At 70.4% G+C, this 24,793-nt stretch carries 26 protein-coding genes; 20 read left to right on the forward strand and 6 right to left on the reverse strand.

The annotated features are described in order from the left end of the window. Positions 1-19: 19 nt before the first annotated feature. The 6 genes from LX16_RS07290 to LX16_RS07315 all read left to right on the forward strand — a co-directional run bounded on the left by LX16_RS07290 (position 20) and on the right by LX16_RS07315 (position 4,248). Positions 20-832: a MerR family transcriptional regulator gene (locus LX16_RS07290; RefSeq protein ID WP_147134991.1), complete on the forward strand. Its 813-nt coding sequence runs from the start codon at positions 20-22 to the stop codon at positions 830-832. Positions 833-835: 3 nt separating this feature from the next. Further along, on the forward strand, positions 836-1,762 hold the full coding sequence (locus tag LX16_RS07295; protein WP_147134994.1) for a hypothetical protein: 927 nt from the start codon (positions 836-838) through the stop codon (positions 1,760-1,762). 141 nt (positions 1,763-1,903) lie between these two features. Next, positions 1,904-2,287 (forward strand): YccF domain-containing protein, encoded by a 384-nt coding sequence (locus LX16_RS07300; protein ID WP_147134998.1) that lies wholly within the window; start codon positions 1,904-1,906, stop codon positions 2,285-2,287. Between the two features lie 25 nt (positions 2,288-2,312). Then, on the forward strand, positions 2,313-2,951 hold the full coding sequence (locus tag LX16_RS07305) for a nucleoside/nucleotide kinase family protein (RefSeq protein ID WP_147135001.1): 639 nt from the start codon (positions 2,313-2,315) through the stop codon (positions 2,949-2,951). 138 nt (positions 2,952-3,089) lie between these two features. After that, positions 3,090-3,575 carry a hypothetical protein gene (locus tag LX16_RS07310; protein ID WP_147135004.1) on the forward strand — a complete coding sequence of 162 codons (486 nt, stop codon included), beginning with the start codon at positions 3,090-3,092 and terminating at the stop codon, positions 3,573-3,575. Then, the gene (locus LX16_RS07315; protein WP_244615705.1) at positions 3,559-4,248 is read left to right on the forward strand and encodes a class F sortase; all 690 of its coding nucleotides are present in this window, start codon (positions 3,559-3,561) and stop codon (positions 4,246-4,248) included. Before LX16_RS07310 ends, LX16_RS07315 begins: the two co-directional genes overlap by 17 nt. Here LX16_RS07315 and LX16_RS07320 read toward each other — a convergent pair. Then, positions 4,240-4,785 (reverse strand): P-loop nucleotide/nucleoside kinase family protein, encoded by a 546-nt coding sequence (locus LX16_RS07320; RefSeq protein WP_158645513.1) that lies wholly within the window; start codon positions 4,783-4,785, stop codon positions 4,240-4,242. The two genes, LX16_RS07315 and LX16_RS07320, sit on opposite strands and share 9 nt — an antisense overlap. Continuing rightward, positions 4,782-5,513: an HAD family hydrolase gene (locus tag LX16_RS07325; RefSeq protein ID WP_147135010.1), complete on the reverse strand. Its 732-nt coding sequence runs from the start codon at positions 5,511-5,513 to the stop codon at positions 4,782-4,784. Before LX16_RS07325 ends, LX16_RS07320 begins: the two co-directional genes overlap by 4 nt. A 95-nt stretch (positions 5,514-5,608) precedes the next feature. Between LX16_RS07325 and LX16_RS07330 the strand changes: the two genes are divergently transcribed. The 5 genes from LX16_RS07330 to LX16_RS07350 all read left to right on the forward strand — a co-directional run bounded on the left by LX16_RS07330 (position 5,609) and on the right by LX16_RS07350 (position 10,818). Continuing rightward, positions 5,609-8,320 (forward strand): DEAD/DEAH box helicase, encoded by a 2,712-nt coding sequence (locus LX16_RS07330; RefSeq protein ID WP_147135013.1) that lies wholly within the window; start codon positions 5,609-5,611, stop codon positions 8,318-8,320. A 32-nt stretch (positions 8,321-8,352) separates the two neighbouring features. Next, complete coding sequence (locus tag LX16_RS07335) at positions 8,353-8,982, forward strand: MBL fold metallo-hydrolase (protein WP_147135016.1); 630 nt, start codon at positions 8,353-8,355, stop codon at positions 8,980-8,982. Positions 8,983-9,195: 213 nt separating this feature from the next. Beyond that, complete coding sequence (locus LX16_RS07340) at positions 9,196-9,819, forward strand: hypothetical protein (protein ID WP_147135019.1); 624 nt, start codon at positions 9,196-9,198, stop codon at positions 9,817-9,819. A 23-nt stretch (positions 9,820-9,842) separates the two neighbouring features. Next, the gene (locus LX16_RS07345; protein WP_147135022.1) at positions 9,843-10,169 is read left to right on the forward strand and encodes a hypothetical protein; all 327 of its coding nucleotides are present in this window, start codon (positions 9,843-9,845) and stop codon (positions 10,167-10,169) included. A 4-nt stretch (positions 10,170-10,173) separates the two neighbouring features. After that, positions 10,174-10,818 carry a hypothetical protein gene (locus tag LX16_RS07350; protein WP_147135026.1) on the forward strand — a complete coding sequence of 215 codons (645 nt, stop codon included), beginning with the start codon at positions 10,174-10,176 and terminating at the stop codon, positions 10,816-10,818. Between the two features lie 54 nt (positions 10,819-10,872). On the opposite strand, the gene LX16_RS07355 is transcribed toward LX16_RS07350, so the two are convergent. Further along, positions 10,873-12,300, reverse strand: coding sequence for a KamA family radical SAM protein (locus LX16_RS07355; RefSeq protein WP_147135029.1), 1,428 nt, complete (start codon positions 12,298-12,300; stop codon positions 10,873-10,875). Between the two features lie 130 nt (positions 12,301-12,430). Here LX16_RS07355 and kdd point away from each other — a divergent pair, with 130 nt between their 5' ends. The 9 genes from kdd (at position 12,431) to LX16_RS07400 (ending at position 23,022) form a co-directional block, all read left to right on the forward strand. Beyond that, a complete protein-coding gene (gene kdd / locus LX16_RS07360) occupies positions 12,431-13,489 on the forward strand; it encodes an L-erythro-3,5-diaminohexanoate dehydrogenase (RefSeq protein WP_147135033.1) in 1,059 nt (352 codons plus the stop codon). A gap of 5 nt (positions 13,490-13,494) precedes the next feature. Next, on the forward strand, positions 13,495-15,039 hold the full coding sequence (locus tag LX16_RS07365; RefSeq protein ID WP_147135036.1) for an amidohydrolase: 1,545 nt from the start codon (positions 13,495-13,497) through the stop codon (positions 15,037-15,039). Then, positions 15,036-16,613, forward strand: coding sequence for a lysine 5,6-aminomutase subunit alpha (gene kamD, locus LX16_RS07370; protein WP_147135039.1), 1,578 nt, complete (start codon positions 15,036-15,038; stop codon positions 16,611-16,613). Before LX16_RS07365 ends, kamD begins: the two co-directional genes overlap by 4 nt. Before the next feature lie 50 nt (positions 16,614-16,663). Beyond that, on the forward strand, positions 16,664-17,410 hold the full coding sequence (gene kamE, locus LX16_RS07375) for a lysine 5,6-aminomutase subunit beta (RefSeq protein ID WP_147135042.1): 747 nt from the start codon (positions 16,664-16,666) through the stop codon (positions 17,408-17,410). Further along, positions 17,407-17,799 (forward strand): 3-aminobutyryl-CoA ammonia lyase, encoded by a 393-nt coding sequence (gene kal, locus LX16_RS07380; protein ID WP_147135045.1) that lies wholly within the window; start codon positions 17,407-17,409, stop codon positions 17,797-17,799. Before kamE ends, kal begins: the two co-directional genes overlap by 4 nt. Continuing rightward, complete coding sequence (locus LX16_RS07385) at positions 17,796-19,184, forward strand: glutamate mutase L (RefSeq protein ID WP_244615706.1); 1,389 nt, start codon at positions 17,796-17,798, stop codon at positions 19,182-19,184. Before kal ends, LX16_RS07385 begins: the two co-directional genes overlap by 4 nt. A 534-nt stretch (positions 19,185-19,718) precedes the next feature. Next, a complete protein-coding gene (gene lnt, locus LX16_RS07390) occupies positions 19,719-21,656 on the forward strand; it encodes an apolipoprotein N-acyltransferase (protein ID WP_425304409.1) in 1,938 nt (645 codons plus the stop codon). Beyond that, positions 21,653-22,474 carry a polyprenol monophosphomannose synthase gene (locus LX16_RS07395; RefSeq protein ID WP_244615707.1) on the forward strand — a complete coding sequence of 274 codons (822 nt, stop codon included), beginning with the start codon at positions 21,653-21,655 and terminating at the stop codon, positions 22,472-22,474. The genes lnt and LX16_RS07395 overlap by 4 nt, the downstream gene beginning before the upstream one ends. Continuing rightward, on the forward strand, positions 22,471-23,022 hold the full coding sequence (locus tag LX16_RS07400) for an FxsA family protein (protein WP_158645514.1): 552 nt from the start codon (positions 22,471-22,473) through the stop codon (positions 23,020-23,022). The genes LX16_RS07395 and LX16_RS07400 overlap by 4 nt, the downstream gene beginning before the upstream one ends. 69 nt (positions 23,023-23,091) lie before the next feature. Here the strand turns inward: LX16_RS07400 and LX16_RS07405 are convergent, their stop codons facing one another. The 3 genes from LX16_RS07405 to LX16_RS07415 all read right to left on the reverse strand — a co-directional run bounded on the left by LX16_RS07405 (position 23,092) and on the right by LX16_RS07415 (position 24,594). Then, a complete protein-coding gene (locus LX16_RS07405; protein WP_147135054.1) occupies positions 23,092-23,430 on the reverse strand; it encodes an RNA polymerase-binding protein RbpA in 339 nt (112 codons plus the stop codon). Positions 23,431-23,785: 355 nt separating this feature from the next. Beyond that, a complete protein-coding gene (locus tag LX16_RS07410; protein WP_147135057.1) occupies positions 23,786-24,049 on the reverse strand; it encodes a hypothetical protein in 264 nt (87 codons plus the stop codon). Continuing rightward, positions 24,046-24,594, reverse strand: coding sequence for a thymidine kinase (locus LX16_RS07415; protein ID WP_147137183.1), 549 nt, complete (start codon positions 24,592-24,594; stop codon positions 24,046-24,048). The genes LX16_RS07410 and LX16_RS07415 overlap by 4 nt, the downstream gene beginning before the upstream one ends. Between the last annotated feature and the right edge of the window lie 199 nt (positions 24,595-24,793).

Consider the following 24,793-nt stretch of genomic DNA (forward strand, 5'->3'; position numbering starts at 1 on the left):
CACGCCGCACCCTTGAGGGGTGACCGACGACGACCTCCTGCTTCCGGGCGAGTTCGGGCGGCTGACCTGGCTGTCTCCTAAGGCGCTGCGGCTGTACGCCGCACGCGGGCTGCTGCCTCCGCGCCGGATCGACCCGGCCACCGGCTACCGCCGTTACGGGCGGGACCAGATCCCACGTGCCCGGCGTATCGCGATGCTGCGCCGGATGGAGGTACCCCTGGACCGGCTGGAGCCGCTGCTCGACCTGCCCCCGGAGCGGCTGCCGGGCCGGCTGCGGGAACTGCTCCACGACCGGGCCGCCAGGCTCAGGAGACACGCCGAGGTGGTGGAGGACCTCGCCCGGGGCGTCGAGTCGCTGGAGGACCTGACCGCCCGGGTCGCCCTGCGCGACGTCCCCGGCCGAAAACTGCTCGCCCGTGAGATCCGGGTGCGGGTGTCCGCGCTCGACGAGGCCGTCACCACGACGGAACGGGCGCTCCGGCGACACCTCGAACAGGTCGGAGCCGGTGACGACGCACCGCTCCTGGTGTTCTTCCACGGCCTGGTCACCGAGGACGGTGACGGTCCGGTCGAGATCGCGATCCCCTTCACCGGCGTCCTCGAACCCGTGGACGACCTGCGGATCCGCTGGGCGGCACCGCATCGGGAGGCATTCATCGCCGTGACCGGCGAGGAGCGGGCCTACCCGCACGTCATGAGCGCCTACGACGCGGTCGCCTGCTGGGTCACCGGCCGGCCGGGCCTGGCGCTCACCGGAAGTCCATTGGAGACCTACACCGACGGGGGCGCGTCGATGGACGTCGCGTTCCCCGTCGTCGAAACCGAAGGGTGAAGAATGTCCACTCCGGCGTACATCGGATCGGGGCCGTACTGCTATGCGAACTCCGCCGCGATGATGCTCGACGATCCGGCCGTGCCGCCGGGACTGATCGAGGTGCTCACCGGCTCCCCGTTCGGTGCCCAGGCCATCGGCCCCGACCTGTTCTTCTTCGACCCGCCCGGTTGGGATCCCGGCATCGGCCTGGCGGCGGCGACCGCCTCACTGGGTTGGGAGTGCGACACGGCGGCGGCTCCCGACGCCGGGGCGGCCGAGGCGGTCCTGCGGCGGGCCACCCACGAAGACCCGCTGTTGGTCGGACCGGTGGAGATGGGCCTGCTCGGATACCACCCGGACATGACCGGTCCCATCGGGGCGGACCACTTCCTCGTCGCGTACGCAGTGGAGGGTGACACGGTGAGGTTGCACGACCCGCACGGCTTCCCCCACGCGGCAATCCCGCTGGAACGGTTGCTGGCGGCCTGGCGGGCCGAGCACGTCGGATACGGCGAGCCCTACACCTGGCGCGGCGGGTTCCGCAGGGTCGCCCGGGTCGATCCGGTCTCGGCGGTGCGCCGGTCGCTTCCGGCGGCCCGCGCCTGGTCGACCGGACAGAACGGAGCCGACGCACCGACGAGCCGCGCCGCCGTGGAACGGCTGGCGGAGCGCTGCGAGACGGGCCTTCCACCGGCCCTGACGGGAACGCTCGGACACTTCGCCGTCCGGGTCGGGGCGCGGCGACTCACCGACGCCGCATACTGGCTGGGCGAGATCGGTCTCGCCGAGGTCGCCGCCGTGCTGTCGGGTCAGGCGGCCCTGCTCGGTGCCTTCCAATGGGACGTGGTCGCCGGCGACCACGCCGCCGGCGCGGCCAGGCTCCGCCGCCTGGCACCCGGATACGATCGGCTCGCCGAACTGCTCTCCACGTTCTCCGACCCCACCTGATCGCGGCTTGGTGGGTCACACGACGGTCAAAATCGGACATTCGGGCTTATTCGAGGCATGTCGATGGTCGTCCGGCCGATCAAGCCGAAACGGGGGCATGGCGGATGGCGCGTTCGGGCGGCGACCGGGCAGTATCGACACATGCGGACCTTGCTGAACCTCATCTGGCTCGTCCTGTCCGGATTCTGGCTCGCGCTGGGTTACGTCGTGGCGGGGGTGATCTGCTGTGTCCTGATAGTCACCATCCCGTTCGGCATCGCCTCGTTCCGGATCGCCGGCTATGCACTGTGGCCGTTCGGGCGGACCGTCGTCCACGATCCCCGAAGCGGCGTGATGTCGGTGATCGGCAACGTGATCTGGCTGGTGGTGGCCGGTTGGTGGCTGGCTCTCGGTCACCTCGGCAGCGGGATCCTGCTGTGCCTCACGGTCATCGGGATCCCGCTGGGAGTCGCCAACTTCAAGATGATCCGGGTGTCGCTGGTCCCGTTGGGCGCGCGGATCGTCGAATCGGATCGGTCGATCTGACCGCGTCGCACGCTAACGTGGGCCGATGGACGAGGCCCTGTTGACCGACGCGATCGCGCTCACCCCGGCACACGGCCGGGCGATCCTGGCCGTCGCGGGCCCGCCCGGCGCGGGGAAGTCCACACTGGCGGTCCGGCTCGTCGACGCGGTGAACGCGCGCCTGGGCGACGCCGTCGCCGCCTACGTGCCGCTCGACGGCTTCCACCTGTCGAACCGCCAACTCGACCGCGCCGGGACCGCCGACCGCAAGGGCGCCCGGTTCACATTCGACGTGTGGGGTTACCTCGCGTTGCTGCGAAGACTGCTCTCCGACACGACCCACCCGGTCTACGTCCCCGACTACGACCGCCGCCTGCACGAACCGATCGCGGCCCGGCACGTCGTGGAGCCGCGGGTCCGGCTGGTGGTGACCGAGGGGAACTACCTGGCGAGCACCGAGCAGGGCTGGCGGGAGGTCGCGGACCTGGCGGCCGAACTGTGGTACGTGGAGACCCCGCGGCCACTGCGTGAGGCGCGGCTGCTGCGTCGACAGCGTGACGGCGGCCGGGACGCCGCCGCGGCCCGCGCCTGGGTCGACTCCAACGACCTCGTGAACGCCGAAGAGGTGGAGGCGCAGGCGAGTCGTTGTGATCGCGTGGTGACCATCGTGCCCGGCGACGCCTGACGGGTGGGGCGCCCGGTACGGCCGTGCCGGAAGGGGTCGTGGTGCGCGGGAAACGCCGCACTGAGCAGCGGTTTCATGGTAATTTGCCACTGCGAGGATCGGCGTGGGCTGACGGACACGGGGGTCTGCGACATGCGGGTGAAGCGGATTCTGGCCACGGCGGCGGTGACCGCCGCGATCGGGGCCACGGTGGCGGCGCCCTCCGCCGCGACACCGGCCACCGAGGTCTCGGTGTCGCCGCAGACGGTCGAAGCCGGGCACAACATCACGGTCTCGGGTGGTTGCGGCAACGGGGCGACCACGGCCGACATCTGGTACGGCACGCCCGGTGGCGGCCCCCTGGTGGTGCTGAACGACGTGGCGGGGACCGCCGAACGCATCACCGGCACCCTGCTGGTCACCGGCGACACGCCGCCCGGGGTGTACCTGGCGGCCGTCCAGTGCGCCGGCGGTGCCCCGGAGACCACACACTTCAACGTCGCCTCCGGCGGCACCAAGGCCGGTGACGGTTCACTGGCCGAGGGCAGCGACACGATCCTGTTCATCGGTGGCGGCATGTTGCTGGCCGCCGCGATCGCCGCCACGTTCTACTACCGGCGAAACGACAGTGCCGGGACGGCGTGACCCGGGAAGACGCGCCCGCCCGGCCGGTCCGGCGCGGGTGGTGGTGTACGCGCTGTTGACGGCGCTCGCCGCCGGTGGTGTCGGCCTGTTCCTGGGCGGCATCTCGCCGTGGACGTTGTCCGCGTCGCAACCGGCGCCGGCCGCCGCACCGGAGGAACCTCCACCGGTGCCGTCGCTGCCGCCCGGCGCCGAGCCGCCGCATGTCCTTCCCCGTGCCGAGCCGGTGCGGATCGAGATCGACTCGGCCGGGGTGTCCGCGCCGGTGGCGGAGGTGGGCCTGGCCGAGGACGGCACGATCGAGGTGCCGGCGCTGTCGGTGGCCGACACGGCGGGGTGGTTCTCGCTGGGGCCGAGCCCCGGGGAGGTGGGGCCGGCCGCGATCGTCGGTCACGTCGACAGCCGGTTCACCGGAGCGGCGGTGTTCTATCGCATCGGTGAACTGGTGGCCGGTGACGAGATCCGGGTGGAGCGGGCGGACGGCACCGTGGCCGTGTTCCAGGTCGACCTGGTGCGTTCCTATCCGAAGGCGGACTTCCCCTACGGCGCGGTGTTCACGGGCACCGGTTACCCGGCGTTGCGGTTGATCACCTGTGGTGGACGATTCGACGAGGCCGATCGTTCCTACACGCACAACGTGGTGGTGTACGCGACCCTGGTGTCGGTCTCAGGCTGAGGCGGCCGGGGCGTGTCCGGTGAACCGGACGATCTCGGCCCAGCCCGGCCGGTATCCGTGGCGGCAGTCGATCCGCAGGGACGGGATGCCGAGCGCGGGCGGTTCCCACCGGGCGTCGGTGACGTCGACGTGGCGGGCCGCGTCGTGGTGGACGGGATGCCGCCGTCCGTGCCGGGCCCGGTGGCGTCGACCGGCGGTCTCGGTGTCCACCTCGCAGTGCAGGGATACCGCGTGGACGCCGGTAGTCAGGGGGCGGAGGTCGTTCTCGGACACTCCGGCGTGGAATGCGCTTTCCAGAATGAGTGGTACCCCGGCGGCCGACAGCCGGGCCGCCATACCGTACAGCACGGTGACGGCGGCTCTGCCGAGTTCGCGGCTCCGCTCCAGGCCGTCGGCCGGCAGGACCGCCGCGAGGTCCTCCTTGACGTCGTCCTTCGACAGCAACGGCAGGCCGAGCTCACCGGCCAGTCGCCGCGCGAGTGTGGTCTTTCCCGCGCCGGGCGCTCCGGAGACCAGGATCAGCGACGCGGCCGTCACACCACGATCCGGCGTACCGCGTCCAGTCCGACGATCTCGCCCGGCCCGGTGTGCGGCAGCAGGTACGTCCGGCATCCGAGTTCCTTGGCCCCCGCGTCGGCCAGCGTGTCGCCGACCATCAGGCAGTCCTCGGGGTCGACCTTCAGCCGCACGCACGCCTCCCGGAAGATCGCGGGCTCGGGCTTGCACCATCCCACCTCATAGGACAGTACCCAGTGGTCCACCAGGTGGTCGAAGCCGAGGTGCTTGGCGACCGGGCGGATGTCGAAGCCGATGTTGCTGACCACCGCCACCGGAACACCGGCGTCGCGCAGCGACTCCAGCAAGGGCAGGGTGTCGGCGTAGACGACCCAGCCGTCGGGTGCGCACAACCGGTCGTACACGGCCTCCGCGAAACCCTCGAACGCCCCCGACGTCTGCGACGCCAGGCCGATGAACGCCTCACGGTGATCGATCTCGGTGAGGTCGCGATCGGCCCACGCGGTGGCGAAGAACGGCAACACCTTCGGCGGTAGCCCGGAACCGGGCCACCCCAACGCGCCGAGGGCGTCGGCGATGAGGGTGCCGTGGTATGGCGGGAGTTCGACCTCGCAACGGGCGGCGGCCAACTCCACCGACCGCGTGAGCGGCTCCAGCTGGGCGAGTGTGCCGTGGAAGTCGAGCATGACCGCCCGTATCGGCCGAACGGGTGAAGGACTGCTGGTGTCATCACTGTCGTCGGGTCGCACGGAAGGGACAATACGTCTGCGGAATGTGGGCCGGTACACCGGCCCCGCCGCGCGGCGCCTGCTTACCGGTGTGATGCGCCGATTAGGCTTTGAGGATGACCACTCCCGCCGACCGGTATGCCGCCGCCAAGCGGCGGGCCGCCTACCCCCGGATCGCCGAGTTCGTCGGCACCTACCCCTTCGGGCTCGACGACTTCCAACAGCGGGCGTGCGAGGCGCTGGAGGACGGTTCCGGAGTCCTCGTGTGCGCCCCGACCGGCGCGGGCAAGACCGTCGTCGGGGAGTTCGCGGTGCACCTGGCGCTCTCCGGCGGCCGCAAGTGCTTCTACACCACCCCGATCAAGGCGCTGTCGAACCAGAAGTACAACGACCTGCGCCGCATCCACGGCGACGAGAACGTCGGCCTGCTGACCGGCGACACGGTTGTCAACGGCGAGGCACCCGTGGTGGTCATGACCACCGAGGTGCTGCGCAACATGCTCTACGCCGGTTCGAGCACGTTGAAGGGCCTGGGCTACGTCGTCATGGACGAGGTCCACTACCTGGCCGACCGGTTCCGCGGAGCGGTGTGGGAGGAGGTCATCATCCACCTTCCCGCCTCGGTGAGCCTGGTGTCGTTGTCGGCGACGGTCTCCAACGCCGAGGAGTTCGCCGACTGGCTGGTGTCGCTGCGGGGGCACACCGAGGTCGTGGTGTCGGAACACCGCCCGGTGCCGCTGTGGCAGCACATGCTGGTGGGACGCCGCATGTTCGACCTGTTCGCCGACAGCCGCGCCGCGGCGGGCCACGAGGCCCACCCACAACTGCTGCGCTACATCCGTGAACAGGAGCGCCGCCTGGGCTACGACCGCCGCGGCCGCCCACGTCGTGCCCGGCCGACGCATCGCAGCGACGTGGTCGCCAAACTCGACGACGAGGGCCTGCTCCCGGCGATCGTGTTCATCTTCAGCCGCGCCGGTTGCGACGCGGCGGTCGGCCAGTGCCTCGCCGAGGGCATCCGGTTGACCGACCCCGGAGAGTCCGCCGAGATCACGGCGCTCGTGGAGGAGCGGATCGGGCACATCACCGCCGCGGACCTCAACGCGCTGGGCTACTACCCGTGGCTGGAGGGGCTGCAACGCGGCATCGCCGCACACCACGCCGGCCTGTTGCCGGTGTTCAAGGAGATCGTGGAGGAGCTGTTCCTGCGGGGGCTCGTCAAGGTCGTGTTCGCGACCGAGACGCTGGCGCTGGGTATCAACATGCCCGCCCGGTCGGTGGTCCTGGAACGGCTCGTCAAGTACAACGGCGAGGAACACGTCGATCTGACCCCGGGGGAGTACACACAACTCACAGGCCGGGCGGGCCGGCGGGGCATCGACGTCGAGGGACACGCCGTCACCGTCTGGACCCCGGACGTGGACCCGCGTCACGTCGCGGGCCTGGCGTCCACCCGCACGTATCCCCTCAACTCCAGCTTCACGCCGTCCTACAACATGGCCGTGAACCTGATCGGCAGCGTCGGCAGCAGCCGGTCCCGGGAGCTGCTGGCGTCCAGCTTCGCCCAGTTCCAGACCGACCGCAAGGTCGTCGGGCTCGCCGAACAGGCCCGGGCCGCCAAACGCGCCGTCGAGGAGTTCGACTCCGCCATCCGGTGCGAACGCGGCGACTTCGAGGAGTACTTCGCGCTGCGGATGGCGGTCACCGACCGCGAGAAGCGCGCCTCCCGGCAGCGCAAGGCCGAAGCCCGCACCGAGGCGCAGACCGCGTTGACGCGGCTGCGGGTCGGAGACGTCATCAGGATCCCGGCGGGTAGGCGGGCCGGCCTGGCGGTCGTCCTGGACCCGGGCGTCGATCGTGGTGGCCGGGCCGGTGAGGTGCGTCCGCTGGTGTTGACCGAGGCCAGGTGGGCGGGCCGCCTGTCGGGCTCGGCGTTCCCGACCGAGGTCGAGGCGTTGACCCGCATCAAGGTCCCCAAACACTTCAACCACCGCAATCCCGCCGCCCGGCGGGACCTGGCCGCCCAGTTGCGCGCCTCGACGATCATGCTCGACGGTGACGGAGGGCGCCGCCGCCGGTCGGCGGCCCGGGTCGATCCCGAACTGGAGCGCCTGCGGGAGCAGATGCGGGCGCACCCGTGCCACGACTGCCCGGACGCCTCGGAGCACGCGCGGGAGGCCGCGCGCAAGCACCGGCTCCTGGTCGACTACCGCCGCCTGCAGGAGAAGGTGAACAAGCGGTCGGGTTCGCTGGCACGCACCTTCGACCGGGTGTGCGACATGCTGTCGCACTACGGGTACATCGAGGGCGACAGGGTGTCCCCCTCGGGCGGAGTGCTGTCGCGCATCTGGTCGGAGGCCGATCTGCTGGTCGCCGAATGCGTGCGGTCCGGCGACTGGGACGAGCTCACCGCCGTCGAGCTCGCGGCGGTGGTCAGCACCGTCCTGTACGAGTCGCGCCGGGACGGCGACATGTCACCCACCCTCCCGCAGGGCGGCGTCACCACCGCCGTGGCGGCCACCTTGCGCCGGTACGACGCCATCGCCCGGGAGGAACGCACCCGGGGGCTGGCGTTGACGCGGGAGCCCGACCTGGGTTTCGTCTGGCCGGTGTTCCGTTGGGCCCGTGGCGAACCGCTCGCCAAGGTGCTGGCCGCCGGTGACGGACCGGACGGATTCATGCCCGCGGGCGACTTCGTGAGATGGACCCGGCAGACCATCGACCTGCTGGGACAGATCGCCGAGGCCGCGGGTGCCGAATCACCGCTGTCCGGTACCGCACGCGAGGCGGCGGACGCCCTCAAGCGGGGCGTGGTGGCGGCGAGCTGACCGGCGCCGGGCCCGCCGGTATGGTTCGGGTGATGAAGATTACGAAGTTCACCCACGCGTGCGTCCGCTTCGAGTGGCGGGACCGGGCGCTGGTGGTGGATCCGGGCATCTGGTCCGAACCCGCCGCCCTGGTCGGCGCAGATGCGGTCCTGGTCACCCACGAGCACGCCGATCACATCGACGTTATGCGACTGGCCGGGACCGGCGTCCCGGTGTTCGCCCCCGAGGGCGCCAGGATCGGCCCGCCGGAACTCCTCGAACGGTTGAACCTGGTCCGGGTGTCCAGCGGTGAGACCTTCGAGGCCGCCGGTTTCGAGGTCACCGCCACCGGAGGCAAGCACGCGCTCATCTACGGCGGGCTCCCCGAGTGCGCCAACCTCGGTTACATCGTCGACGGACGGGTCTACCACCCCGGCGACTCGGTGCACCGGCCGGAGACGCCGGTGGAGGTGCTGTGCGTCCCGATGCAGGGCTCGTGGCTCAAGACCGACGAGGCGATCGACTTCGTCAAGGCGGTGCGCCCGGCCCAGGCGTTCGGGATCCACGACGGCCAGTTGAACGCGTACGGGCTGGCGGCCGTCAACGGCTGGCTGGCCGAGGAGACCGACAGCGGTTACCGCTACCTGGGCCCACGCGAGTCGATGGTCGTCGACCACCTGTGACCCCGCCGGAGCGGCACGGCGGCGCCGCCGCCCGGACTTCGCTTGCTTCGATGTGGACGAAGCGCTAGATTCCTTTGCGGCGAATGGTTATCGCGCACGGTGGTGAGATCCGCGGTTCCTCCGGCGATGTATCCGCCTGCCGCCCACCCGATCGGGCGGCAGGCGCGTCAGTGACCGTCCACACCCTACTGGTCCCTTCATGCGATGATGGTGATGATCGAGATGCAACCGAAGTCGCACATGTGGTCGGCCTTGTCCGTTCTGACGGTGTTCGCGCTCGCCGGTTGTGGCGGTGTCGCGGAGAAACCCGTGTCCGCATCGGCGGAAGACCCTGCGGCGGTGCTCCGCGAATCCGGCTATACCGAGCAGGCCGAGATGCTGGCGGACGGCGAGGTGACGGTCGCGGAGATCGAGAAGGCCGGTGCACTGATGCAGCAGTGCTTTGTGGACGCCGGCCACGAGTTGACGCTCGAGGGCTGGAACCCCGTCGACGGGGTGACCTATCTGTACCTGGCCGAACCGGCCGGAGGCGAGGCCACCGACGACTTCCACGCCGCCTATGACGACTGCACCCGGCGGTACCTCCAGACGCTGGCCGACCACTACCGTGCCACCGTGGACGCCGTGATCGTGCCGGAGCTGATGGCCGAGGTCCGGCAGTGCCTGGAGTCCGAGGGCTTCACCTACACCGGTGAACCGGTGAACCAGTACGACCTGGTCGACTCGACCCTGGTGGAGGGCGGCGAGGCGCCGAGCCGGAAGCAGGTCGACGACTGCGTCATCTCGGAGGCGACCGCCATGTACCCCGACATCGTGACGATATCGATCTCATGGTGAACTCCCGAATCGGGTGGGCCGTGGTGCCGTTGCTCGCGCTGTCGGCCGGGTGCGGCACCACGGAACCCGTCGGCGCCGAAGAGCTGCGATCGGAGTGGAACGCCGCCTTCGACACCAACCTGGCGCTGCAGGACGACCTGATCAGGCTCTACCGGGACTGCATGGAAGGCAAGGGCTTCACCGAGCACCCCGATCTCGGCATGGGGACCTTCAACGAGACGGTGAACCCGTTCGAGGCGATGGACCGCCATCTCACCGTGAGTATGCCGAGCCGGGAGTACGCCGAGGAACACGGAGATGAGCGCGTCTCAAACCGAGTTTCGCGAACATTCCCATGCATTGAACGGTGAACCCGTGACCGTCGCCGAAGACGGATCGGTGGCGGGCCTCAGTCATAAGGAGTACGGCGAGTACCACGAAGCCCTTCACGGCTACAACCCTCACCTGGTCGTCGACGAGAGCGACATCCCGAACCAGCAGGCGGTGACCGTGGGCGACCGCACTGTCCTCTACTCCACGGCGGGCTGTCGGTTCGAAGTCCAAGACCGGGTGTTCGACGGCGAGGTGGAGTCCTACCACGAGCACACTTACCTGTCGGTGCGCGGTATCCAGCAGGGCGTGATGACCGCCCTGGAGGTCCAGTCGGAGGTCATCGCCGCCTATGACGACTGGGCGGTCTGCATGTCCGAGGCCAGTTATCCGGGATTGCTGGACGTGGGCCGGTTCCGGCAGGTGATCGTCGACGAGGTGTGGAACCCGATCGCCGACCGGGATCCGCAGCCGGGTACCCCGCTGTTCGAGGAGGCCAAGGCCGAGGAGGTCGCCATGGCGATGGTCCACATAGGCTGCGACGAGCAGGTCGGCCTGCGGCAGACCCACCTCGACACGGTCGACCGTTTGACGGCCGAATACCTGGTGTCGCACGAGACCGAGCTGTTCGCCTGGTACGAGATGCTGTCCACGGCGCGAGAGCGTGCCGGAGAACTGTTGGGCCGGTAGACCGGACCGGTGTGGAGCGAACGCCCACACCGGTCCGTGTCCGCATGACGCGGGTCAGGTGCTGGCGGCGCGGGAGAGTGCCGCCGCCGCGTTCGCCTCGGCGAGGACCTCCTCGGGGGAGTGCTGCTGGCGCCACCACGCCTTCCCGGCCTCGGGAAGCGTGTCGATCGGGTCGTAGTACGGGTATTCGCGGATCAGGGCGTCCGGGTCGTCCCGCTCGATCGAGGTGCGGTAGTTCTTCGTCCAGTAGGAGATGCCGCGTTCGGCGTCGTACCGGGCGAGCTGGTGGACCCAGCGCTTCCCCACGAACGGCACGTCGCAGATGATGCGCGGCGTGGCGTAGCCGGGCAGGTAACCCATGATCGCGGTCTGCAGCGCCTGGGCCTCGGCGACCGAGGTCCGCCAGTGTTCGGAGTTGGGGATCATGTCGCACATGTAGAAGTAGTACGGCAGGATCCCGGCCTCGCCCTGGAGACCGAAACACAGGTCCAGCAGGTCCTCCGGGGTGGCGTTGACGCCACGCATCAGCACGCCCTGGTTGCGGACGTCGCGCACCCCGGCGTCGAGCATCGCGCGGGCGGCGGCGGCCACGGCCGGCGTCAGCGACTGCACGTGGTTGACGTGGGTGTGGATGGCCAGGTTGACGCCGCGTTCCCGTGCCGTGGCGGCGATGCGGCCCATGCCCTCGACCACGTCGGTCTGCAGCCAGTGCTGTGGAAGGCCCATCAACGCCTTGGTGGCGAGCCGGATGTCGCGGATGCTCTCGATGTCGAGCAGCCGCGACAGGAAGTTCTCCAGGTTCTTCCACGGCACGTTGGCCACGTCGCCACCGGAGACCACCACGTCACGCACACCGGGGTGGCTCTGCAGGTAGTCGATCATGTTGTCGTAGCGGGCGGTGGGCTTCAGCTTGAGCTTCAGCTTGTCGATGGTGGGCGTGGAGTTGCCGACCAGGTCCATCCGGGTGCAGTGCCCGCAGTACTGCGGGCAGGTCGACAGCAGCTCGGCGAGCACCTTGGTGGGGTAGCGGTGGGTGAGGCCCTCGGCGACCCACATGTCGTGTTCGTGCAGCGAGTCGCGGGTGGCGAACGGGTGGGACGGCCAGTCGGTGCGACGGTCGGACAGCACCGGGAGCATGTAGCGGCGGATCGGGTCGGCGTAGTACGCGTCGGTCCAGGAGCCGGGCGCGGTGTCGGTGACCGTCGGGGCCATCGTGTTGATCATCTGCGGCGGCACCAGCATCGACATGGTGGCGCGCTGTTCGCCGTCGGCCTCCAGGTCGGCGTAGAACCGGTCGTCGAGCCGGTCGCCCATCACCTTGCGCAGCTGGCCGATGTTCTTCACGCAGTTCACCCGTTGCCACTGCGCGCTGGCCCAGTCGGCCTCGCTGACGTCGGCCCACCCGGGGAACCGGCGCCAGTCCGGTTCGACGAGCTCGGTACGCGAGTACTCGTACGGTTGCCCGGTCTGCGGAGAAGCCATCACGTCACCTTCGCTAGATTTCACTGCCTGAGCCGAACAATAGCGGAAGACTTCCATATGTCAAGCTACCTTGCAGGAAGATTTTCGGCTATTGTGACGCCAACCGTAGTCAACCCAACTGGAGGCGACCATGCCGCGTCCGACCCGTTCACCCATCGGCCTGCACCGGGTCCTGGCCCCGGAGGGGGCGTTGCCGCAGGCAGCCCACCGCCTGGACGCCACACCGTCGGTACAGGAGGGCGAGGTGCTGATCCGGGTCGAACGGCTCAACCTCGACGCAGCCTCCTACCGACAGCTACATACCGCCCATAACGGTGACGGAGACACGATCCGGACCGCGGTGGCGGAGATCATCGCCGAACGCGGCAAGATGCACAATCCGGTCACCGGATCCGGCGGCATGCTCATCGGCACCGTCGAGGCCGTCGACGCCGCCTCTCCACTGGGCCTGTCGGCCGGCGACCGGATCGCGACCCTGGTGTCACTCACCCTCACACCGCTTCGGATCGACGACGGGCTCGCCCGCTGGGACGGACTCTCCGAACAGATCCCGTGCGACGGCCACGCCGTCCTGTTCTCCCGCTCCATAGCCGCCAGACTGCCCGAGGATCTGCCCGACGAACTGGCTTTGGCGGTATTCGACGTGTGCGGCGCCCCGGCGCTGACCTCCCGGATCGTCAACCGCCACCGTGAACTCACCGGCACCGCGCCCACCGTCGCGGTCCTGGGGGCGGCGGGCAAGAGCGGCAGCCTGTCGCTGGCGGCGTCCCGCGACGGCGGCGCGCTCACCACGCTCGCCGTGGTACGCGACGCCGGAGAGGCCGCGCTGCTCGACAAGGCGGCGCTCGCCGACGAGATCACCGTCGCCGACGCCACCGACCCCGTCGCCGTGTCCGACGCGGTCCACCGGGCGCTCGGTACCGGAGCCGACATCACGGTCGTCTGCGTCGACGTCCCCGGATGCGAACACGGCGCCATCCTGGCCACCGCGCCCGGCGGCACCGTCGTGTTCTTCTCCATGGCGACCTCGTTCCCGGCCGCCGCCCTCGGCGCCGAGGGCCTGGCCGCCGACGTCGAGATGATCGTCGGCAACGGCTACACACCCGGCCACGCCGACTACGCGCTCAACCTGCTGCGCACCGACCCGGCGATCCGGACGATGTTCGAAGCCAGGTTGGCGGCAGACTGACAGTCATGACGACGAAGACCACCCTCTACCGCAACGGGCACGTCCTCAGCCCCGCATACCCGACCGCCACGGCGATCGCGATCGCCGGCGACACCGTCAGCTGGCTCGGCGACACCGCCGACGCCCCCGCCGCCGACGAGGTCGTGGACCTGGAAGGCAGCCTGGTTACCCCCGCGTTCGTCGACTCGCACGCGCACGTCACCAGCACCGGCAGCTCACTGTCCGGCCTCCACCTCGGGCGCGTACGGTCCGCCACCGAACTGCTCGACACCGTCGCCGCGGCCGCCGCCGGGCTCCCCGACACCGCGATCGTGCTCGGCCAGGGCTGGGACGAGACCGAATGGGAGGACCCGACCCTGCCGACCGCCGCGCAGCTCGACCGCGCCGTGGGAGGCCGCCGCGCCTACCTCAACCGCACCTGCGGCCACACCGGGATCGCCTCCCCGGCGATGCTGGCCGAACTGCCCGACCTGGCGGGCCTCGCCGGATACGACGCCGGCGGCGTACTGACCCTCCACGCGCACCGCACCGCCCGCACCGCCGCCTCCGCCGCGATCCCCGACGTGCAGCGGCGGCAGTGGCAACACGCCGCCCTGAAACACGCCGCCTCGCTGGGTCTCGCCGCGATCGTCGAATGCGGTATGCCCTCGCCCGGTTCCTCCGCCGGCGAGGCCGACTTCACGAGCCTGTTGGCGCTCGCGGCGTCGGAGGAACTGCCGCAGGTGTACGGCCTGTGGGGTGAACTCAGCGCCGCGGCCAAGGCCCGCGACCTCGGTGCCCACGGCTGCGCCGGCGACCTCTCCGTGGACGGCTCGATCGGTGCGCACACCGCCGCCCTCCGCGACCCCTACTCCGACGCCGACACCGGCGGCCACGCCTACCTGTCGGCCGAGGACGTCGAACAGCACATCATCAACTGCGCCGGGCACGGCATGCAGGGCGGCTTCCACGCCATCGGCGACCAGGCGATCCAGAACGTGATCACCGGCGTCGCCGCAGCGGCCCAGACCGTCGGCATCGACACCGTCCGGGCCGGCCGCCACCGCGTCGAGCACGCCGAGATGCTCGACAAGTCGCTCATCGCGGGATTCGTGGCGTTCGGGCTGTACGCCAGCGTGCAACCCTCCTTCGACGCACGATGGGGCGGTGCCGACGCCATGTACGCCACCCGGCTGGGTGCCGAACGCGCGTTGGCGTCGAATCCGTTCGGGTCGCTGGCCGGGGTCGGTGTGCCCCTGGCCCTGGGCTCCGACGCCCCCGTCACGCCGCTCGACCCGTGGGGCGGCGTCGCCGCCGCCGTCAACCACCACAACCCGGTCCAGCGGCTCTCACCGACCGCCGCGTTCGCGGCACACACCCGGGGAGGATGGCGCGCGCTCGGCATCGACGACACCGGCGTGCTCGCCCCCGGCTGCCCGGCCACCCTGGCCGTCTGGGACCGGCGTGAGCCCGGACTGCCCGACCTGACACCGCACGCCGAACTGCCACGCTGCCGCCGCACCCTGTCGGCGGGCGTCGTCATCTTCAACGAGGAGGAGGACCGGTCATGACCGCCCCGGCACTGTTGCCGCTCGACACCGACCTGATCGCCAAGGCCAGGCGGCTGGCCCGCCGGGCCGGACAGCCGGTGGTGGACATCGCCCGCAGCCACACGACGGTGGCCGTGGAGCGGGCCATGCTGCGACTGGCCGGCCTGTCGGGCGCCGACCCCGACGGCATCCCGTGGGTCAACCGGTTGCTGGACGCCGTGCGCGCCGACGTCGGCATCGGACACGGCGCCGCCCTGCCGGTGTTCCACGCGATGCTGTCGGAGGGCCATCCCGATCTGACGCTGCTGGCGCACAAGGCCGCCGCGGGTGCCGTGAAGTTCACCGTCCCCACCGGTGACGCGGCGGTCGCCGCGCGCCGGGCGGCCCGCGCCGCGGTCGCCGGGGGCGTCGAACTGATCGACCGCCGCCGCACCGAACGCGACGCACTGGTGGCCGAGATCGGCGACCCGCCGCAGCGGCCCTGGATCTACCTCATCGTGGCCACCGGCGACATCTACGAGGACATCCCGCAGGCGCAGGCGGCCGCCCGCGCCGGTGCCGACGTCATCGCGGTCATCCGCTCCACGGGACAGTCCCTACTGGACTACGTGCCCGAGGGCGCCACCCGGGAGGGCTTCGCCGGCACCTATGCCACCGGTGAGAACTTCCGGCTCATGCGGGCGGCACTGGACGAGACGTCCCGGGAGCTGGGCCGCTACATCCGGCTGACCAACTACGCGTCCGGGCTGTGCATGCCCGAGATCGCCGCGCTCGCCGGGATGCGCCGTCTCGACATGATGCTCAACGACAGCATGTACGGCATCCTGTTCCGCGACATCAACCCGATCCGCACCTTCGTCGACCAGCGGTTGTCCCGGCAGATCCACGCCCGCGCCGGAATCATCATCAACACCGGCGAGGACAACTACCTCACCACCGCGGACGCCGTCGAGGCCGCCCACACCGTGACGGTCTCGCAGCTCCTCAACGAGTTCTTCGCCCACGAGGCGGGACTCACCGACGACCTGCTGGGACTGGGGCACGCGTTCGAGATCAACCCCGACCTGAAGGACTCCTTCCGGATGGAGTTGGCCCACGCGCTGCTGGCCAGGCAGTTGTTCCCCGACGCGCCGCTGAAGTGGATGCCGCCGACCCGGCACATGACCGGTGACGTCTTCAAGGGCAACCTGCTGGACGGGTTCTTCAACCTGGCGGGCGCGATGACCGGCCAGGGCATCCTGCTCGTCGGGATGATGACCGAGGCGGTCGTGACGCCCTGGCTGTCCGACCGCGACATCGCGTTGCAGAACGTGCGCTACGTCCTCAACGCGTGCGGCGGCCTGGTCGAGGACTTCCACCCGCCGGCGGACGGCTTCATCGCCAACCGCGCCCGGCAGGTTCTCGGGGAGGCGGTCGACCTGCTGGAGAAGATCGTCGACGACGGACTGTTGAACGCCATCGCCGACGGCACCTTCGGCATCATGAAGCGGCCCGCCGACGCCGGCCGTGGCCTCGACGGGGTGGAACCGCACGCCGAGGACTACTACAACCCGGCGACCGACCTGCTGGAGTCCGGACCGGAGACCACCGGCTGACCCGGGCGGGCCGTTCCACGGTCCGCCCGACGTGACCAGAGAGAAGCGACATGAGCAACGTCATCCGACCGTACGGGGACACCACCGGCGACGGCATGGTCCAGTTGTCGTTCACGCTGCCGGTACCGCACGACAAGCGGGCCGAGGGCGCGGCGGCACAACTCGCCGGGAAGATGGGACTCGACCCGGCGATGGTGGTACACGCCGCCCAGATCGGCACCTCCCACACCTTCTTCGTGGTGTACGGGAAGGCCAACCACCTGGTCAACCTCGACGACGTCAACGTGGTGGAACGCGACTACCCGCTGCTGACCGCCAAGGAGGTCAACGGCATCGTCAAGGAACGGCTCGGCCGCAAACTCGTCGTCGTGGGCGCCTGCATCGGCACGGACGCCCACACCGTCGGCATCGACGCGATCCTCAACATCAAGGGGTTCGCGGGTGAGAAGGGCCTGGAGTACTACCGGGAGCTGCGGGTGCTCAACCTGGGCGCGCAGGTGGCCGTGCCCGACCTCGTCAACCGCGCCATCGCCGAACAGGCCGACGCGGTCCTGGTCAGCCAGGTCGTCACCCAGCGCGACGCCCACCTCCACAACACCAGGGAGATGTCGGCGGCGTTCCGGGAGGCGTTGCCGCCGCAGCGGCGGCCGCTGCTCATCATCGGCGGGCCACGCTTCGACGAGACCATGGCCGGCGAACTCGGCGTGGACCGGATCTTCAGCCGCGGCACGACCCCCGCCGACGTCGCCTCCTACATCACCCACGCATTGATCACGAGCAAGGAGATGGTGGCATGACCGCCGCACACGAGGGACTGACGGTCACGCACCGCCGGTACGTCTCCTACGACCACGCCCACTACGCGGGCAACCTGGTCGACGGCGCGTACTCGCTGGGCCTGTTCGGAGACGTCGCCACCGAACTGTGCATCGTGGCCGACGGCGACGAGGGCCTGTTCGCCTCCTACTCCGACGTCCAGTTCAGGGCGCCGGTGCGTGCCGGGGACGTCGTCGAGGCGACCGCGGTGATCACCCGGGTCGGCTCCCGCAGCCGCACCGTCGACTTCACGCTGTCGGTGGTGTGCCGTGGCCGCCCGGACAAGGGCGAGTCGGCCGCCGAGGCGCTGACCGAACCGATCGTGGCCACCACCGCCACCGGCACCGTCGTGGTACCGGCGGCGACGTGACGACCGCCCTGTTGTGCGCCGACGTCGGCTCGACGTACACCAAGGCCGCCGCCGTCGATCCGGCCGACGGCCGGCTGCTGGCGACGGCGACACACCGGACCACGATCGAGTCCGACGTGCTGGCCGGGTTGCACGCCGTGGTGGCGGCGGTGCGCGAGCGTCTGCCGCGTGGCGTGGCCGCCGGTGAGTTGCGGGTGTGCTCGTCGGCCGGCGGCGGCCTCCGGCTGGCCGTGATCGGCAACGAACCACTGGTCACCGCCACCGCCGCGCACCGCGCCGGACTGTCGGCGGGGGCGAAGGTGGTGCACGTGGCCGCCGGGCGGCTGGGGCCGGCCGAGTACACCCGGCTGGCCGACTCCCGTCCCGACATCCTGCTGCTGGCGGGCGGGACCGACGGTGGAGACGAGTCGGTACTGCGCGACCACACGGTCGGCCTGGCCGCCGCGGTGGCGCGTGACACCCGCCTGCGGGTCCCGGTGGTCTTCGCGGGTAACGCCGTGGTCGCCGAGGAGGTGACGGCGCTCCTGACCGGCGCCGGCGTCCCGGTCACCGTGGTGGACAACGTCCTGCCGGTCATCGGGACGCTCCGTCCCGCACCGGCACGCCTGGCGCTGCGGGAGGCGTTCCTGCGGCACGTCATCGCGGGCAAACGGTTGTCCGCCTCGGGCGACTTCCCCGCGATGGTCCGCGCCGCCACTCCCGACGCCGTGTTGGCGGGTGTGGAACTGCTCGCCGACGGCGCGGGGGACGGCCCCGGGATGGGTGACCTGGTCGTGGTGGACGTCGGCGGCGCCACCACCGACGTGTACTCGGTCCTGACCCCGGACGCCGAACTCACCGGACCGCGCCGCGAGGTGGCCGGTACCGCGTGGCGGTCCCGGACCGTCGAGGGCGACCTGGGGATGCGCCACACCGCCGAAGGCGTCGTGGAGGCCGCCACCGAGGAGGGCCTCCTGGAACTCGACGAGGCGGCGGGCCTGGCGGAGGCGGCGCGGCGGCGTGCCGCCGCGCCGGGCTGGCTGCCCGACGGCCCCGAGGAGGCCGCCCGCGACCTGCGGCTCACCGAACTGGCGATGATCGTCGCGTTGCGCCGTCATGCGCGTGGCGAACGTCTCGGCGGCCCCGACGCCCCGCTGCGGGGTGGTAAGGATCTCAGGGAGGTCCGTGTCGTCATCGGATCGGGAGGTGTGCTACGTCACCATCCCGACGCGATGCGCGCACTCCGGGCCGCGACGGCCTCCGACACCGCCGGAGGCTATCCACTTCCGACAAACCCAAAGACGGTCATCGATGTCCCTTATGTCCTGGCGGCGGCCGGTCTGCTGGCCGGTGACCACCCTCGAATCGGCCTGGAGCTGCTTCGCGGCAGCCTCCTGAACACCTGATCGGACCCCCGCCCAGAAATGGCACGGCCAATTTCGCGGACCCGGTTGACAACCATAGGGGGGCAGGGCTTACCGTTTCTACGTCCGAGACGACGGGTCTTTACCGGGTTCGTCGTCTTATGTCGGGGGCGACTCGACTCGCTTTGCTCCTTCGCTGACTGGACCAATCGATCATGACGCGGCCGCATCGTGATCGGCGGCCAGGTCCAGCGCGCGGGGGTCGGCGGAGCGGTGCGAGACGGTCGCCGTGTGGCATCGCCGCGAAGGACGCGCTCCACCAGTAGACAACAGCCTGTTGCCGGCATCCGGCCGGTACCGGGTTGGTCCGAAGGCGGAACGGGGATCTCATGGCGTTGCCGGCCGTACAGGGACTGGGAGAAACCGAGCGAGGGGCGTGGCGATTGCTACGCCCCTTTGCCGTGCCGGAACCCGGCCGCCACCTCGCGGAACCGCCACTCGCCGCCGTTGACGCCGGACCGGTCGCCGTCGCCCGTGACGCGGCAGGGAAGATGGTCGTGCCACCGGACATGCGTCATGATCGGTGAGAGCCCCCGCCGTCCCCGTGTGAGGGGCGACCAGGCACCCCGCAGACCCGGACCCCTGCCGAGGAGCAACGAAGTGGCCACCGCCGTCGACACGCCGCCCCAGCCGTCTCCTCCGGCGCGACCACGCCCCCGGCGGCTCCCCGCACCCTCGGACGGTCCACGCCTGCCGCTGCCGTTGGCGATCGTGGCCGCCGCACTGGCCGGGCCGGTGCTCCTGCTGGCGTTCCCGCCCTACGACCTGTGGTGGCTCGCCCCGATCGGTGTCGCCATGGCCGGAGTCGCCTGGCACCGCCGCCGCATCCGCGCCGGCCTCGGACTGGGCATGCTGACTGGGCTCACCTTCTTCTTCCCGCTGCTGAGCTGGACGTCCACCCAGGTCGGCGAGGTGCCGTGGATCGCGCTGTCGATCCTGGAGGCGCTCTACCTGGCACTGCTGGGCGGCGCCGCGGCCTTCACCAGCCGGCTGGCCGACCGGTACCGCCTCTGGTGGCCGGTGCTCGTGGGCCTGCTGTGGGTGGGTCAGGAGGCGCTACGGAGCCGCACCCCGTTCGGAGGCTTCCCCTGGGGCCGCCTGGCCTTCAGCCAGGCCGACTCGCCGCTGGCGCAGTTCGCGTGGCTGGGCGGGGCGCCGATGGTGACCTTCCTGACCGCCGTCGCCGGCGGCTGCCTCATGCTGCTGCTGTGGCACCGCCCCCGCCGGGGAGTGTCCGTTCGGGCGACGGCGATACTCGCGGCCGTCGTCGTCGCGGTGGCCGTGATCGTGGCCGGCCTGCTATGGGCGGCCGAGTTCGCCGAGTCGCGAGGCGTGGCCATCCCGTTCCCGGAGTGGCGCCTGGCACCGTTGCCGACCCTCATGGCGATCCTCGCCGCCGGCGGTCTCGCGGTGGCGCTCCGGCGGGCCGCCTCACGCCGGGCGGGTGCGGCGCTGGCCGCGGCCGGCGTCATCGTCGTGGCGGGCCTGGCGCTTCCGGTGGGCATGACCGCCCCCGCCGGCGACACGATCACCGTCGCCGTCGTGCAGGGCAGCGTCCCCCGCCTCGGGCTCGACTTCAACGCGCAGCGCAGGGCGGTGCTGGACCGGCACGTGCAGGCGACGGTCGATCTCGCCGCGGCCGTGGCCGACGGCCGGGAGAAGCAGCCCGACATCGTGGTGTGGCCGGAGAACTCCTCCGACATCGACCCCATGGCCAACGAGGACGCCGCCGCCCAGATCCAGCGGGCCGCCGACGCGATCGGGGTGCCGATCGTCCTGGGGACGCTGCAACGCGACGCCGACGGCAACCGCAACATCTCCGTCGTGTGGAGCCCCGAGACCGGCCCCGGATTCGTCTACGTCAAACAGCACCCCGTGCCGTTCGCCGAGTACATCCCGATGAAACCGGTGGTGCGCACCGTCGCGGGCTGGATCGACGAACGGATGGTCGACGGCATCGACCGCGTCAACGGATTCGAATCGGGCACCGAACCGGGTGTCATCCCGGTGGGGGACTGGACGTTGTCGGGCATCATCTGCTTCGAGGTCGCCTACGACGACCTGGTGCGGGAATCGGTGACCGAGGGCGCCCAGATCCTGGCGGTGCAGACGAACAACGCCACGTTCGACAACGCCGAGGCCAACCAGCAGATGGCGATGGTGCGGCTCCGTTCCATCGAACACGGCCGGGCGGGCCTGATGGCGTCCACCGTGGGCGTGTCCGGGTTCACCGACGCCCACGGCGGGGTGTACGACCTCACGACCTTCGACACTCAGGCCGTTATAGTGACGGACCTTAGACTGGGGGAGGGCACCACTCCGGCGACGACGCTGGGACCGCTGCCGGAACTGCTGGCCTGTGCCGCGGCCCTCGCGGCCGTCGTGGCCGCGGGAGTGGTGAGGCGTCGCGACCGTGTCGCCTCACGCGACGACTCCGCACCGACGACCGGTTGACCGCAGCGAAAGCGAGAGACGTGATCGACGACCCGACCACCGCGACCACCGACGGATACCCCGGGGTCGGCCGCGTACTGGTGATCATTCCCACCTACAACGAGGCCGACAACGTCGAGGCCATCGTCAAACGGGTCCGAGACTCGGTGCCGCAGGTACACGTGCTGATCGTCGACGACGCCAGCCCGGACGGCACCGGTGAACTCGCCGACCGCCTCGCCGCCGCCGACGACCGCGTCCACGTCCTCCACCGCGAGGGCAAGGGCGGTCTCGCCGGAGCCTACCTCGCCGGGTTCGGATGGGCACGCGACCACGGCTACGACGCCGCCTGCGAGATGGACGCGGACGGGTCCCACGCCCCCGAGCAACTGAGCCGGCTACTGGACGCCCTGGGTGATGCCGACATGGTCATCGGTTCCCGGTACGTCCCGGGCGGCCTCGTGGTCAACTGGCCCGTGCACCGGCTGTTCCTGTCCCGCGGCGCCAACCTGTACACCAGGCTCGCGCTGGGCATCCCCGTGAAGGACTCCACCGCCGGATACCGGGCCTACCGCATGGCGGTGCTCGACGAGATCACGCCGAACTGGCGTCCCCCGCAGGGGTACTGTTTCCAGATCGACCTCGCCTGGCGCGCGGTGGCCGCCGGACTGGACGTCCGGGAGGTCCCCATCACCTTCGCGCAGCGGGAGCGCGGCGAGTCGAAGATGAACGGCGCCATCGTTCAGGAGGCGCTGTTGAGGGTCACCGCCTGGGGGGTGCGCGACCGTCTCCGGCGGACCGCCTCCTGGCTGACCGGAAGGAGCGACCGGACATCGTGACCGTTCCACAGCCGCAGGTGGGTTACCGCACCCGGGTGACCCTCGCGGTATACCTGGCGGCCGAACTCGCCGCCTTCGTCGGCGTCGCCCTGTGGATCGGCTTCGGATGGTCGGTGTTCGCGATGATCGTGACGGGGCTGCTCGGCGGCGTGCTGCTGCGCTTCACCGGTGTGAAGGCGATGCGGGAGTACCGGCAGGCGATCCTCGACGGCGACCCGCCCGGACCGGCCGTGGTCTCCGGCGCCCTCAGCGTCGCCGGCTCCGTGATGCTCATGCTGCCCGGGTTCGTGTCCGACCTCGCCGGGCTGCTGTGCGTGCTGCCGGGGACCCGTTCGCTGCTGCGGCCGGTGGTGGCACGGTTCCTGGAACGCCGGATGGACTCCCCCTCCATGAACCGTTTCTTCGGGCCGAGGGTCGTCCGACCGCAGTGGGGCGGGGGAGACACCGTCGCCGACGACGGTGAGGTCATCGAGGGCGAGGTGGTGGACGCCCCGCCTCCCCGCCGCGACGACCCGGAGGACCCGGACCACCGGAGGATCCTCCCCTGACCCGGACACGCGAGAGCCCGCCCGGTGGAACCGGACGGGCTCTCGATCGTTCAGGCGGACGTCGAGGGATCACTCCCCTCGACGGGCACGCATCTCGGTCAACCGCTCGTTGAGGATCTCCTCCAGCTCGTCCATGCTGCGCCGCTCCAGCAGCATGTCCCAGTGGGTACGCGGCGGCTTGACCTTCTTGGTGGACGGCTCGCCGCCGTCGACCAGCTTCGCGACCGTGCCGTCCAGGCGGCACTCCCACGTCGACGGGACCTCGGCGTCCACCGCGAAGGGCACCTCGAAACGGTGTCCACGGGCACAGACGAAATCCCGAGTCTGACGTGGAGCCAGCTCGGTGTTGCGGTCGGATTCGTAGCTGATCGCGCCAAGTCGGCTGCCACGCAGCATCCGTTCGCTCATCTTCGGTGGCCTTCCCCTCTAAAACGCCTGGTCTTCGGTCTTGCGGTGGCTGCCGTCAGCCTTCCCGGTCGTGTGCGGACACCGGGTGACGCAACGGTCGGACAGTGTAACGACCCAGGCAGCCGAATTGTTTCCGGTACGGCGGTCTGTAAGCCACGTCCCGCCGCCGCTGCCGGGATCACCAGGCCGGGTACCCCGATGTGTCTCGCACCACAACGGCACCGGAGGTGCCGCCGGCCTCACCACGCACGGAGGCCGACACCCGCCACGTGACTCAATTGTCGAGCACTTCCGCGCTCGCTGCCAGTCGATTGCGAGAACGATTCAGCTTCAATCGGTGATCCGGACGTGTCGGTCACCACACCTGGCGGCTCAACCGGAGCCGCCTGCGCGGATACCGTCGCTGGACCCGCTTGAGGTGACCGGTCAACTCCCGCTCCGTCCAGTAGCGAAGCGGTGTCACCGTGGGGCCACGCCGGGCGGGTGCGGCCGGTGGAGCCGGTTCGGGGTCCGGGACCTTCGTGGGAAGGAGCCCACCGGCCGGTTCCGCCGACGCCGTCACGTCGCCCCCGGTGGGGCCGCCCGTCTCCCACGCCGGGTCTCGGGGAATGTCCGTCACGCCAGTTCTCCAGAGCGGTAGTGCTTGCGGCACAACACCTGATAATGCAGTTCCGCGTCGTCGGTGTCACCCACCAGGATGCGTTCACCCTCCCTGACGAGCTGTCCTCCCGCGACCCGGCCGTTGAGTACCCCCGCGGCCCCGCACCAGCACAGCACCTCCACCTGAAGCCGCAACACCTCGTCGGCCAGCTCGAAGAGCCGCGCGCTGGCGGGGAACATGCTCGACGTGAAGTCGGTGGCGAGACCGAACGCGTACACGTCGACGCCGTGCTCGTCGACCAGATCGGCCATCTGCTCGACGTGCGCCACGGTGAAGAACTGCGCCTCGTCGCAGATGACGTAGTCGATCCGGGTGCCGTCGTCCACCAGATCCACCAGGCCCTGGTGGTCGCCGACCTCCACCGCCTGCTTGGTGAGCCCGATGCGGGTCGTGACCGACGAACGCCCCGACCGGTCGTTGCGGGTCAGGAGCAGCCCGTTCCGGCCCTGGCGGGCGTGATTGTAGTGAATCTGCAGAGCCAAGGTGGATTTGCCGCAATCCATGGGACCGTAGTAGAACTTCAATCGGGCGCCGGAACGGACGGGAGTGGGGGTCACGACGTGCCAGCTTAGAACGCGCCCGGTGCGGTGCGACCGCCAGGGAGGCGATAGACGGGCACAGAACGTGAATCCGAACCGGACGACCGGGTCGATTCAGGTCGTTCCCTGATGCCACAACGACTTTGACGCCTTTCCGGTCCCC

The organism is Stackebrandtia albiflava (assembly GCF_007994225.1).
Taxonomy (GTDB): Bacteria; Actinomycetota; Actinomycetes; order Mycobacteriales; family Micromonosporaceae; genus Stackebrandtia; species Stackebrandtia albiflava.